Source organism: Aliihoeflea sp. PC F10.4, from assembly GCF_054612275.1.
Genome location: NZ_JBTSWH010000001.1, coordinates 377,223 through 389,231, shown reverse-complemented (window position 1 = coordinate 389,231; position 12,009 = coordinate 377,223). Strand labels below are relative to the sequence as shown.

Here is a 12,009-nt window from a genome sequence, read left to right as displayed (position 1 = left end):
CGTGAAAGGCACACGAAATGATCTCCCGTCGTCCGGCAAAGGTGCCGGCATGAATATGACACCGACCGACTTTACACCGTCGAAAGCCGTCGACCTCGACGCAATCGTGCGGTTCGAGGCCGTCTCGAAGCGCTTTCCGGCCGGCCGCGCGTCCGGCGAGGTCGTCGCGCTCGACGGTATCGATCTCGACGCGCCACGTGGCTCGATCTCGGCGATCATCGGCCGCTCCGGCGCGGGAAAGTCGACCCTGATCCGGCTCGTCAACGGACTGGAAAAGCCGTCTTCCGGCAAGGTCATCGTGGACGGCGTCGACATCGCGCCGCTGGGGGAGAAGGCCCTGCGCGGCACGCGCCGCGAGATCGGCATGATCTTCCAGCACTTCAACCTTCTGTCGTCGCGCACCGTATTCGACAATGCGGCGCTGCCGCTGGAGATAGCGGGCGTTCCGCCCCGGGAAATCGAAGCGCGTGTGACACCGCTGCTCGATCTCGTCGGCCTCGCCGACAAGCGAAACCGATATCCGTCCGAACTTTCCGGCGGCCAGAAGCAGCGCGTCGGCATCGCCCGCGCGCTCGCCACCCGGCCCAAGCTTCTCCTGTCGGACGAGGCGACCTCAGCGCTGGATCCGGAAACGACGCTGTCGGTTCTCGCGCTCTTGCGCAAGATCAACAAGGAACTCGGCCTCACCATCATCCTCATCACGCACGAGATGGAAGTGGTGAAATCGATCGCCGACCACGTCGCCGTGATCGAAAAGGGCCGGATCGTGGAAAGCGGGACGACCTTCGACGTCTTCACTCGCCCGCAGCACGAAACGACGAAGGCGCTTCTCGCCGGCATTCCGGGAATGGCGCTGCCCGATTTCGTCGCATCCCGCATTAAACAGGAACCGACGCCGGACGGCGAAACCGTGCTGCGTATCGTCTTTACCGGCACGCATGCGACCGATCCGGTCCTTTCGCGCCTGTCGAAGGAACTCGGTCTCGAGGTCAATATCCTTGGCGGTGCGGTCGACGAGATCGCCGGACGCCCGTTCGGTACGCTGATCGTCTCGTTCAAGGGCGATGCCGCGAAGGTCGAGGAAACGCGCGCGTTTCTCTCCAGTCTCGGTCTCACCACGGAGGTTCTCGGTCATGTCGCCTGATATCGCCTGGCTCATCGTCCGCGCCACCGGGCAGACGCTCCATATGGTCTCGATCGCGGCCGTGATCGGCTCGCTGATCGGCATTCCGCTCGGCGTCTTCCTGGCCACCTCCGGTCGCGGCGAACTCTTCCATGCGCCGATTACGAACCGCGTCCTCGGCGCGATCGTCAACGCCACGCGTTCGACGCCGTTCATCATCCTCGTCGTCGCTATCATCCCGTTTACGCGCATGATTGCGGGAACGTCGATCGGCACGACGGCGGCTATCGTACCGCTGACGATCGCGACGATCCCATTTGTCGCGCGACTGGTCGAATCCGCCATCCGTGAGGTCGATCCAGGCCTGATCGAAACCGCACGCGCCATGGGGGCAAGCCCGTTCCAGATCGTCTGGAAGGTTCTGCTTGCCGAAGCGCGGCCCGGCATCACGCTGGCCTTGACGCTCACCATCGTCAGCCTGATCGGCTATTCGGCGATGGTCGGCGCGGTCGGCGGCGGCGGTCTCGGCGACCTTGGCATCCGTTACGGCTACCAGCGTTTCATGCCGGACGTGATGCTCGCCGTCGTCGTCGTGCTGATCGTCATGGTGCAGATCGTCCAATCGGCCGGCGACCGCCTCGCCCGCCAGTTCGACAAGCGCGCGCGCCCGCGCTGAATTCACCGATCCCAACAGGAGACTATTTGAAATGTTGAAGACACTTGCCCTCGGCACCGCCTTCGCGGCGCTTCTGGCCGGCTCGGCCTTTGCCGAAACCATCCGCATCGGCGTCACGCCCGGCCCGCACGCGCAGATCATGGAAAAGGTCAAGGAAGTCGCGTCCGCCGACGACCTCGACATCGAGATTCTCGAGTTTTCCGACTACGTCGTGCCGAACCAGGCGCTCAATGACGGCGATCTCGACGCGAACTCGTTCCAGCACGAGCCCTATCTCGACAATCAGGTGCGTGACCGCGGCTTCTCGCTCGTCAATGTCGGCTATACGGTGAACTTCCCGATGGGCGTTTATTCCGAAAAGCATGAAAGCTTCGACGCCCTGCCCGACGGCGCAACGATCGGCATTCCGAACGACCCGACCAATGGCGGCCGCGCGCTACTCGTCATCGCCGATTCCGGCGCGATCACGCTTGATCCCGACAAGGGTTTGAACGTCACCATCTCCGACATCACCGAAAACGCGAAGAACTTCTCCTTCGTCGAACTCGATGCAGCCCAGCTTCCCCGTTCGCTCGCCGATGTGGACGCCTCGGTGATCAACACCAACTACGCGCTTGAAGCCGGACTCGACCCGGCGAACGACGCGATCTACCGCGAAGGCGAAAAGGCGCCCTACGTCAATATCCTTGCCGTGCGCGAGGAAGACCGGGACGCCGAGTGGCTGCAAAAGCTCCTCGCCGCCTACCACAATGACGAGGTAAAGGCCTTTGTCGACGAGACTTTCCAGGGCTCGGTCGTCGCCGGCTGGTAAGCCTTAAAGGGCGGCTTCGGCTGCCCTTTTCATTTCAGAACCGCATCAGAACCAGTCCGGCCAGGACGATGGCGATGGCAGCGATGCGAAAGCCGCGCACCTTTTCGCCAAGAAAAACCACGCCGATGATGACCGCGAAGACGACACTCGTCTCGCGTAGCGCGGCTACCAGCGCGATCGGCGCGACGGTAAAGCCCCAGATCGCGATCCAGTAGGCACCAAGCGAAAGCGCGCCGCCAATGAAACCGGCCTTCCAGTTCTGCGCGATCATCTGCCCGGTCGCCCTGCCCTGCCGGAAAAGCGCCCAGGCGAGAAGCGGGATGCCGTCGAGCACGAAGAGCCAAAGAACATAAGCGTGCGGATCGCCTGAGACGCGTGCGCCGATGCCGTCCGACATCGTGTAACCGGCAATGAAGACGGAGGTGATGAGTGCAAAGACGATCCCGCGCGGCGATGCCTTCAGGGCTTTCAGCCCGCCATCGAGTGACAGCGTCACGATGCCGAGGCCAAGAACAAGAATGCCGAGCATCGCGAACGGCGAGATATTTTCTCCGAGCAGAAGAATGCTCGCGCCGAGCGTCAACATGGGTGCGGTGCCCCGCGCCAGCGGGTAAATTTTGCCCAGTTCGCCATACGAATATGCGTTGGCAAGGAAAACATTGTAGCCGACATGCAGCAGGACGGAGAGGCACAGCCAAGGCCATGCCTCCGCGCGAGGAAACTCGACGAAAAACAGGCCGGGCAGCGCAATCAGGGCGCTCATCGCGGCGAGCATCGTCATCAGTGCGACACGGTCACCGCGAAAACGCAGCACAGCGTTCCAGCCGGCATGCATCATGGCGGACGCGAGGACGATCAGGATAACGGAAAGGCTCATGCGCCCGACCTATAGCCGGCCAAGCAAAAGTACAATCGAGCGGTTTGGCACAAACACCTCCGCTCCCTAGTCCAGGGTAGAAAATTTCATTCCGCCTGACCCGCGGGCAAGCGCCATGTGCTTAACTGTGGCCTATCTGGACGCAACGAATCGAGTTCACATGCCTGCGACGACGCCCGTTTTCGACGGTCACAACGACACGCTGCTGCGCCTTCACATGTCGAAGAGTGCCGATCCCGTAGGCGATTTCCTGAACGGCCGTGCCGGCGGTCACATCGACCTTCCGCGTGCCGACGAAGGCGGATTGCGTGCGGGGCTGTTCGCGATCTTCATCCCATCGCCCGGCAAGCCCGCCGATGTCGACGAAATCATGAGCCGGCCGAGCTACGATGCGCCGCTGCCCGAGCGTTGCGCGCAAGAATCCGCGCTCGGTCAGACGCTTGCGATGGCGGCACTGCTCTTTCGCATTGAAGCCGCGTCGAGCGGGCGGGTGAAAGTTTGCCGAACGGCAGCGGAAATCGCCGCGACGGCTGACGCCGCCAATCTCGCCGCCGTGCTCCACATCGAGGGCGCGGAGGCGATAGATGCCGACTTCAACGCGCTCGACGTGCTTTACCAGGCCGGCCTTCGCTCGCTCGGCCCGGTCTGGAGCCGTACCAACATCTTTGGTCATGGCGTGCCGTTCCGCTTTCCCGCAACGCCCGACACCGGACCCGGCCTGACCGATCTCGGCCGCGAACTCGTGCGCCGCTGCAATGCGCTCGGCATCGCGTTCGACCTTTCGCACATTACGCAAAAGGGCTTCTGGGACACGGCCGAACTGTCGAACGCGCCGCTCATCGCCTCGCATTCGAATGCGCATGCGGTGACGCCCCATGCGCGCAACCTGACCGACGAGCAATTGCGCGCGATCGGGCAGACGAAGGGCATCGCTGGCCTCAATTACGCGACCGCGTTCCTGCGGCCCGACGGGCAGATGCGGGCCGATACGCCGTTCGAGATGATGCTGCGCCATATCGATCACATGGTCGAGACGGCGGGGATCGACAGCGTCGGTCTCGGTTCGGATTTCGATGGCGCGATGGTGCCGCGTGAACTCGGGAATGCGGCCGGTCTGCCGCGGCTGGTGGATGCGATGCGCGCGCACGGCTATGCGGCGGAAGAGGTGGACAAGATCTGCTTCGGCAACTGGCTGCGCGTGCTCGGTCAGACGTGGGGTGACTGAAAGGCGAAAAAGCGACCGGCCGCTTTTACCGTTCGCCAACTTCTGGACGCTACAACGCTGCCCATGGCCTCGTGGCGGAGGGGACGCGAGGGACCTGCAAGTCCCGTCACCCCAGGTTCGATTCCTGGGCGAGGCCTCCATTCTTGCACTTTCGCGCAACCCGACCAGTACACGAATGAAGCGGTCGGTTGACACATCCGTCATGCGCATGATCCATCGCTTCAGCGATGTATGAAACTTTACAGACCTACTGGCCGCATATTCTTTTCGCGCTCGGGCTCCTGATGGGGCTGCCGGCGGCGATCCATGCCGCGATGACGAAAGACGACGTGCGCGCGGCGATCGGTTGGGTCGGCGTGATCATGCTGTCGCCCGTTCTGGGCGCGATCATCTACATGATTGCCGGCGTCAACCGCATCCGCCGCGATACGATCGGCAAGACGCGCACGAGCAAGGAAGTCGACAATCTGGCGGATCCCCGGCCCGACGAAGCCGTGCCCGCAGCCCCTGCCGGATCGCGATTTGAAGCGATGCGGACGCTCGGCGACCGGGTGTCGCCGTTCCAGCTCACGGCGGGCAACGACATCCGCATGCTGAGCAGTGGCGACGAGGCCTATCCGGCCATCATCGCCGAGATCGACGCCGCAAAGCGTTTCGTCGTGATGTCGAGCTATATATTCGACAATGACCCGATCGGACGGAAAGTGGCGGATGCCCTCGTGCGGGCCGTTGCGCGCGGTGTCGAGGTGCGTGTCCTGATCGATGCCATCGGCGCGCGTTATTCCCGCCCCTCGATACGAGAGCGCCTGCGGGAAGGGAACGTGCCCAACCGGCTATTTCTCGGCAACATCATTGGTTTTCGCCTGCCCTATGCGAACCTGCGCAACCACCGCAAGATCATGGTGGTCGACGGCCGCGTCGGATTTACGGGCGGCATGAACATTCGCCAGATGTTCGCCACCTCACCGGAAAATCGCGAACCGCACCGCGACACGCATTTCCGCATCACCGGGCCGGTAGTCGCGCAAATCTTCGCCGTCTTCGCCGACGACTGGTTCTTCGTCCACCACGAACGTCTCGACGGCCCGGTCTGGAAGCGCGACGAGGCCGTCTCCAACGGCGCATCGGTCGCACGCGTAATCTTTTCAGGCCCCGATCGAAGGCTGGACTCCACCCACGCGATGGTGATGGGCGCGGCTGCCGTCGCGCGCAAGCGGCTGATGATCGCCTCGCCCTATTTCCTGCCGGACCTGCAACTGGTCGGTGCGCTCGCATCCGCTGCGCGCCGTGGCGTGGCGGTCGATATCGTGATCCCGGCCTCGAACAATCTAAGGCTGGTCGATTATGCCATGACGGCGCAGCTCGATCAGGTCATCGGACCGGGATGCCGAGTCTGGCGTTCGGCAGGTCCCTTCGACCATTCCAAGCTATTGACGGTGGACGGCGCTTGGTCGCTGATCGGTTCGTCCAACATGGACACGCGTAGCCTGCGTCTCAATTTCGAATTCGACGTCGAAGTCTACGACCCGAACTTCGCCTCGCTCATCGAAAGCCATCTGCGCAAGCGCATCGCATCGGGACAGGAAGAAACGCTGGCGACCCTGAGCGGCCGTACCTTTTTCAAAAGGCTGCGCAATCGCATCGTCTGGCTCGCCTCACCATATCTTTGATCGGCCCCATAACCGTTCATCCTCAAATCGACGCATTTGCAACGGATTGCGTGAGAATGCGTTAGATTCGGCAACCGGGACTACAGGATGAAAGCACTCCGCCGGATCGGCAGGATCGATAAAATCGCGAATTCGCAGCATCTCGCCAATCTGCGCGATGCAAAGACCGTATACGAGCGACACGATGGCGCTGGCGACAAAGCCGATCTGGTCGTCGCCTCCTACAACATCCACAAATGTGTCGGAACCGACGGCAAATTCGACCCCATGCGCACGGCGATGGTGATCGACGAACTCGGCGCGGATATCGTCGCCATCCAGGAAGCCGACCGCCGGTTCGGCACGCGCGACGGCCTGCTCGACCTCATCCACATCGAGGAAAAACTGGGCCTGAGCGCCGTTCCGGTATCCATGCGCGATGCGAGTCATGGCTGGCATGGGAATGCGCTTTTGTACCGTGAAGGCGCGGTGCGCGATGTTCAGCGCCTGAAGCTTCCCGGTGCCGAACCGCGCGGCGCGATCGTCGTCGATCTGGAAGTCAAAAGCGGCGTGTTGCGCGTCATCGCGGCGCATCTCGGTCTTCTTCGCCGTTCGCGCGCCCGTCAGGTCGAAGCGCTCATCGCCGAAGTGTCCGAATGCGGGACGAAGCCGACCATCATCCTCGGAGACTTGAACGAGTGGCGGCTCGGCCGCAATTCGGCATTGAGCCGGTTGCCGGAAACGTTCGCGCCGAGCGAGGCACTGCCGAGCTTTCCCTCTCGCTACCCGGTGCTCGCGCTCGACCGCATCGTCGGCACGCCTGCCAACCTTGTCGCGCGGGTGGAAGTCCACGATTCCGAACTTGCCCGGATTGCGTCGGATCACCGCCCGATCAAGGCGCATATCGACCTGACCCCCGTCGAGGTCGAGGCGGCACCGGCATCTATCAGAGCAGCCATCTAGAACGGAACCTCCCGTCCCACGAAGGCGTTCTGTGGGTATAAAAGGAGTTTCTGATATGGCATCCACCCGCACCCTGACAGACCGTGACGAAATCCGCGACTGGGCAGCCGCCCGCATGGGTTCGCCCGCCATCAGCGAAGCGTCGCCCTCAGTCGGCGGCGACGATCCCATCCTGTCGCTCGTGTTCGATCAGGCATCCTATCAGGATCAGGACCGGGGCGCGGACCCATCGATCGCCCTTGGCGGTCGCGAGATCGTCGAATGGGACGAGTGGTTCAAGGTTTTCAACGAAAAGAACCTCGCCCTCGTCGTGCGGGAAGAAGAGCCCGGCCGCAAGGATTCCTTCCACGAAATCATCGCAAGATAGGGCGCGCCATGGCTCCGCGGTCGTTCTGGAAGGGCTATCTCAAACTGTCGCTCGTGACATGCCCGATATCCATGACGCCCGCGACCAGCGCCGGCGAAAAGGTCCGTTTTCACACGATCAACGCCAAAACCGGCAACCGCATCGAAAGCCGCTATGTCGATGCGGTGACGGGTAAGCCCCTGACCGACAAGGATGAGGTCAAGGGCTACGAAGTCGCTGAAGACAAGCACGTGATGCTCGAAGACGACGAACTGGCAGCCGTCGCACTGGAAAGCACGCGCACCATCGACATCGAAAAGTTCGTGCCCGCCGATTCCATCGGCTGGATCTGGCTCGACAAGCCGCACTACATCGCACCAGACGACAAGGTCGGCGAGGAAGCCTTCGCCGTCATCCGCGATGCGATGCGTTCGACGAAAACGGTCGGCATCTCACGCGTCGTGCTCTATCGGCGCGAGCGCGCGGTAATGCTGGAGCCGCGCGGCAAGGGAATCGTCCTCTGGACCCTGCGATATGGCGACGAGGTGCGCGACGATGCAGAGTATTTCGCGGACATCGAAAAGGAAAAGCCGGACCCGAAAGTCATCAAGCTCGTCAAATCGCTGATCGACGACCGGACTGCCGAATGGAGCCCAAAGCTTGTCGAGGACCCGGTTCAGGACAAACTGAAGAAGATCATCGCGGCAAAGAAAAAGAAACAGAAGCCGTTGGCGGCGAAGACGAAATCCGAGCCGGAGCCAGAGACGCCATCGAATGTGGTGTCCATCATGGATGCGCTGAAGAAAAGCATCGCGAAGGAAAAGGCCGGGAAGACGTAGGTCGATCGAGCCTCGAAGATATTAGCGCGGTCGCGGCATTGATCATTTCTTCGTCTTCGCTCCGCCTATGACGGCTTCCTTCTTGCGAAAATCCGCCCACGGATCGGTGTCGAGATTGTCGAGCCGGGCTAGCGCGTTCGCCACTGTAAAGTGATCCGGGCCGATTTCCGGTGACAACTCGTCCCATGATAGCGGCATCGATACGGTAGCGCCGTCACGCGCTCGCGTCGAATAGGGCGCAACGGCCGTCATGCCGCGTCCGTTGCGCAGATAGTCGATCAAAATCTTGCCCTTACGCTTCGACTTGGTGATCGTCGCAACATAGTCGTCGGGCGCATCGGTCGCCATATCGTCGGCGATCTGCTTGGTAAACGCTTTGACCGTATCCCAGTCGGCCTTCGGCTTGACCGGCGCGACGACATGCAACCCCTTGCCGCCCGAGGTCTTGACGAAACCCGTCAGTCCCGCCGCCTCCAGCCGCTTGCGAACCTCGTGCGCCGCTTCGATCACCCTGTCCCACGACACGCCGTCACCGGGGTCGAGGTCCATGATGATCATGTCCGGCTTTTCGATGTCGGCAAGAGACGCGCCCCATGGGTGAATTTCCAGCGTGCCGCCTTGGACGAGGCCAATCAGCCCGTCGAGATCGTCGATGGCGATACCCGGTTCCTCGGAATCGTCGAGCTTCTCGTGAACGGTTAGGATTTCCTTGCTCTGCCCTTTCCACGCATGTTTCTGGAAGAAGCATTGTCCGGCTGTGCCCGTCGGGCAGCGTAAAAGCGCCAGCGGACGGTTGACGACGAACGGTGCCATATACGTCCACACCCGGCTGTAATAATCCGCCAGCCCCTCCTTGGTGACGCCCGCATCCTTCCAGTAGACACGGTCCGGATGCGTCAGCTTGACCGCGCTTTTCGGCTTGTCCTCGGCCTTCGCCGTCTTACCGCCCTCTCGCACGATCTCGCTCGCTTTCTTGTCCTCGCGCAGTCCCCGGAACGAAGCGTGGCGTACATTGCCGTCGGCCGTCCATGCGCGGAATTCGACCTCTGCGACGAGCTTCGGTTCCACGAAATGCGCGCCGCGCTTCGCCTCTGCCGAAAGCGTACCGTCGAACGGTAGCTTGCCGGTTTCGAGCGCACTTAATTGCCGGAACAGGTCTTCGGCGACCCTTCGCGAGAAACCCGTCCCGACGCGTCCCGCATGCACGAGTTTCTTTCCGTCATGATAGCCGAGGAGCAGCGAGCCTATGGCCTTCTTCGAGGTCGAGGACGGGACATAGCCGCCGATGACGAACTCCTGCCGCTCGGAACATTTCGACTTTACCCAGTCGCGTCCGCGTCCCGATTTATAGGCAGCGTCGCGCACCTTGGAGACGACGCCTTCGAGACTGAGCCGGCAGGCATGGCGGAGGATCATCTCGCCATCCTCCTCGAAATGCGCCGAATAGCGCAGCGTAGGCGGTGCATCGGCCAAAAGCCCTTCCAGCGCCGTCTTGCGTTCGATGAGAGGTGTGGCACGAAGGTCCATCCCGTCGAGATAAAGAACGTCGAACGCGTAAAAGGCGAAGCGATCGGCTCGCCCTTCGGAAAGGTCTGCCTGCAAGGCGGAGAAATCGGATGCGCCACCATTTCCCTCGACCACGAGTTCGCCGTCGATGATGGCGTCCTTCAACGGCAGCTTGCCGAATGCCTCCGGCACCGCGTCGCCGAACTTTTCGGTCCAGTCCAGCCCGCTGCGCGTCAGCATCGTCACCTTGCGGCCGCGCACGTGAACCTGAAGCCGGTATCCGTCGAACTTGATCTCGTGCAGCCAGCGCGCACCGTCCGGCGCGGTCGGTTTCAGCGTTGCAAGCTGCGGCTCGATAAAGCCGGGAAATCCGGCCTTCTTCGCCTTTTTCATTTTTGCCGGCTGCGGAGCAGGCGTGTCGGGTTCTATCTTGCCGGTCTTCGACGACCAGCCCGGCGCTTCGTTCTCGACATCGGCGATCATCCGACCCGTTTTCACTGATTCCGGACGCTCCTCCAGAATGTCGGGATCGTCCTCGCCGCGCGCGTAGTCGTCGTCGGCCTTGATCAAAAGCCAGTTGTCGCGCTTCTCGCGCGGCTTTCTGGCCAGGCGCACCAAATGCCAGCGCCCCGTCAGCTTTTCGCCTTCCAGTTCGAACTCGATATGCCCCTTCTTCAGGCCTTTCTGGAAATCGTAGACCGGCTTCCACGTTCCGCGATCCCACACGATAACGGTGCCGCCGCCATATTCGCCCTTGGGGATCGTGCCTTCGAAATCGCCATAGTCGAGCGGATGATCCTCGACATGGACGGCAAGACGCTTTTCACCCGGAACGAGGCTCGGGCCGCGCGTAACGGCCCAACTCATCAGGACACCGTCGACCTCGATGCGGAAATCGTAGTGCAGCCGTGTCGCGTCGTGCTTCTGGACGACGAAGCTGTTGCCTGATTTTTTCTTCCGGGCCGAACCGGACGGCTCGGGCGTCTTCTTGAAGTCGCGCTTCTTGCGATAGGTTTCGAGCGCGGCCATGTCAGCTCGCCTTGCGCTTTTGCGTCTCGGTCTTGGGCTTGCGTCTTGCAGACGCCTTCTTACCCGCGCTCTCACGCAAAGCTTCCATCAGGTCGATGACCTTGCCCTTCGCCTCGCGCTTCGGCTTTTCGATCACCTTGCCGTCCAGCTTGGCTTTGACGAGATCGGCAAGCGCTGCGTCGTAGCGATCGTCGAAGCCGGCAGGATCGAACTTGCCGCTCTTGGTCTTGATGATGTGCTTGGCGAGATCGAGCATCTCGCCTTTGATATTCAATTCGGGAATGCGGTCGAACGCCTTGTCGGCGGCGCGCACCTCATAATCGAAATTGAGCGTGTCGGCGATCAGCCCGCGTCCCTGTGCGTGGATCAGAAGCGTTCTCACGCGGCGAAACAGGACGGCAGTGGCGAGCGCTGCCACGCCCTTCGCCTCCATGCCCTCGCGTATCAGGCCGAACACCTCCTGCGACGCATCGTCGGCGGGTGCGAGATAATAGGGCTTGTCGAAATAGACGGTGTCGACACCCGGACAGGCGATGAAATGCTCCACCGACAGCGTCTTGTCGCTTTCTGGCGTAGCGGCGGCGATCTCCTCGGGGTCGAGCAGGACATATTTGCCTTTGGACGTTTCGTAGCCCTTGACCTGATCGTCGATCTCGACCGGCTTTCCCGTGTCAGCATCCACATATTCCCGCTTCACGCGATTGCCCGTCTTGCGGTTGAGAATATGAAAGGAAATGCGCTCCGATGTCGTCGCAGCCGAATAAAGCGCGACGGCGCAGGCGAGTTCGCCGACTTTCAGATGACCTTTCCAGATTGCACGCGGAGCCACAGCTTGACCTCGATACCAGAAGGCTGCGTGACTAGAACTCGCGGACGCACCAAGCGTTCCCCTGCACGCCTTCTGTGCAGAGCAAAACTTTGCTTGCGCCACGTGCAAATTGGGATTGCCGCACCGCGTTAGACCG

11 protein-coding genes and 1 tRNA gene are annotated in these 12,009 nt (G+C 61.8%); 9 read left to right on the top strand and 3 right to left on the bottom strand.

Features of this window, described 5'->3' with window-relative positions:
• Positions 1–55 precede the first annotated feature (55 nt).
• From ACX82Z_RS01855 to ACX82Z_RS01845, 3 genes are read left to right on the top strand one after another with little or no spacing between them, the layout of a single operon-like run.
• On the top strand, positions 56–1,144 hold the full coding sequence (locus ACX82Z_RS01855; protein ID WP_459591212.1) for a methionine ABC transporter ATP-binding protein: 1,089 nt from the start codon (positions 56–58) through the stop codon (positions 1,142–1,144).
• Positions 1,134–1,799, top strand: a complete 666-nt coding sequence (locus tag ACX82Z_RS01850; protein ID WP_459586454.1) for a methionine ABC transporter permease — start codon at positions 1,134–1,136, stop codon at positions 1,797–1,799. The genes ACX82Z_RS01855 and ACX82Z_RS01850 overlap by 11 nt, the downstream gene beginning before the upstream one ends.
• A gap of 31 nt (positions 1,800–1,830) precedes the next feature.
• The gene (locus ACX82Z_RS01845; RefSeq protein WP_459586453.1) at positions 1,831–2,610 is read left to right on the top strand and encodes a MetQ/NlpA family ABC transporter substrate-binding protein; all 780 of its coding nucleotides are present in this window, start codon (positions 1,831–1,833) and stop codon (positions 2,608–2,610) included.
• Between the two features lie 34 nt (positions 2,611–2,644).
• Here ACX82Z_RS01845 and ACX82Z_RS01840 read toward each other — a convergent pair whose 3' ends face one another.
• Entirely contained in the window at positions 2,645–3,487 is an 843-nt protein-coding gene (locus ACX82Z_RS01840) for an EamA family transporter (RefSeq protein WP_459586452.1), read from the bottom strand.
• A 160-nt stretch (positions 3,488–3,647) separates the two neighbouring features.
• Here ACX82Z_RS01840 and ACX82Z_RS01835 point away from each other — a divergent pair, with 160 nt between their 5' ends.
• From ACX82Z_RS01835 to ku (ACX82Z_RS01810), 6 genes are all read left to right on the top strand, one after another.
• The gene (locus ACX82Z_RS01835) at positions 3,648–4,712 is read left to right on the top strand and encodes a dipeptidase (protein WP_459586451.1); all 1,065 of its coding nucleotides are present in this window, start codon (positions 3,648–3,650) and stop codon (positions 4,710–4,712) included.
• 65 nt (positions 4,713–4,777) lie between these two features.
• A tRNA-Ala gene (locus tag ACX82Z_RS01830) sits at positions 4,778–4,852 on the top strand.
• A gap of 87 nt (positions 4,853–4,939) precedes the next feature.
• Entirely contained in the window at positions 4,940–6,382 is a 1,443-nt protein-coding gene (locus tag ACX82Z_RS01825) for a phospholipase D-like domain-containing protein (protein ID WP_459586450.1), read from the top strand.
• An 87-nt stretch (positions 6,383–6,469) separates the two neighbouring features.
• A complete protein-coding gene (locus ACX82Z_RS01820) occupies positions 6,470–7,324 on the top strand; it encodes an endonuclease/exonuclease/phosphatase family protein (protein WP_459586449.1) in 855 nt (284 codons plus the stop codon).
• A gap of 55 nt (positions 7,325–7,379) precedes the next feature.
• On the top strand, positions 7,380–7,691 hold the full coding sequence (locus ACX82Z_RS01815; protein ID WP_459586448.1) for a hypothetical protein: 312 nt from the start codon (positions 7,380–7,382) through the stop codon (positions 7,689–7,691).
• Between the two features lie 8 nt (positions 7,692–7,699).
• Complete coding sequence (gene ku, locus ACX82Z_RS01810; RefSeq protein WP_459586447.1) at positions 7,700–8,509, top strand: non-homologous end joining protein Ku; 810 nt, start codon at positions 7,700–7,702, stop codon at positions 8,507–8,509.
• A 42-nt stretch (positions 8,510–8,551) separates the two neighbouring features.
• Here ku (ACX82Z_RS01810) and ligD read toward each other — a convergent pair whose 3' ends face one another.
• Together ligD and ku (ACX82Z_RS01800) are read right to left on the bottom strand one after the other, a co-directional pair.
• Positions 8,552–11,044, bottom strand: a complete 2,493-nt coding sequence (ligD, locus tag ACX82Z_RS01805) for a DNA ligase D (protein WP_459586446.1) — start codon at positions 11,042–11,044, stop codon at positions 8,552–8,554.
• Between the two features lies 1 nt (position 11,045).
• Positions 11,046–11,873 (bottom strand): non-homologous end joining protein Ku, encoded by an 828-nt coding sequence (gene ku / locus ACX82Z_RS01800; RefSeq protein ID WP_459586445.1) that lies wholly within the window; start codon positions 11,871–11,873, stop codon positions 11,046–11,048.
• Positions 11,874–12,009 lie beyond the last annotated feature (136 nt).

Bases quoted from the DNA above. Each gene is read 5' to 3' on its own strand.
- ACX82Z_RS01850 (WP_459586454.1), top strand. From the start codon at position 1,134: ATGTCGCCTGATATCGCCTGGCTCATCGTCCGCGCCACCGGGCAGACG.
- ACX82Z_RS01825 (WP_459586450.1), top strand. From the start codon at position 4,940: ATGTATGAAACTTTACAGACCTACTGGCCGCATATTCTTTTCGCGCTC.
- ACX82Z_RS01840 (WP_459586452.1), bottom strand. From the start codon at position 3,487: ATGAGCCTTTCCGTTATCCTGATCGTCCTCGCGTCCGCCATGATGCAT.
- ACX82Z_RS01835 (WP_459586451.1), top strand. From the start codon at position 3,648: ATGCCTGCGACGACGCCCGTTTTCGACGGTCACAACGACACGCTGCTG.
- ACX82Z_RS01820 (WP_459586449.1), top strand. From the start codon at position 6,470: ATGAAAGCACTCCGCCGGATCGGCAGGATCGATAAAATCGCGAATTCG.
- ACX82Z_RS01855 (WP_459591212.1), top strand. From the start codon at position 56: ATGACACCGACCGACTTTACACCGTCGAAAGCCGTCGACCTCGACGCA.
- ACX82Z_RS01815 (WP_459586448.1), top strand. From the start codon at position 7,380: ATGGCATCCACCCGCACCCTGACAGACCGTGACGAAATCCGCGACTGG.
- ku (WP_459586447.1), top strand. From the start codon at position 7,700: ATGGCTCCGCGGTCGTTCTGGAAGGGCTATCTCAAACTGTCGCTCGTG.
- ligD (WP_459586446.1), bottom strand. From the start codon at position 11,044: ATGGCCGCGCTCGAAACCTATCGCAAGAAGCGCGACTTCAAGAAGACG.
- ACX82Z_RS01845 (WP_459586453.1), top strand. From the start codon at position 1,831: ATGTTGAAGACACTTGCCCTCGGCACCGCCTTCGCGGCGCTTCTGGCC.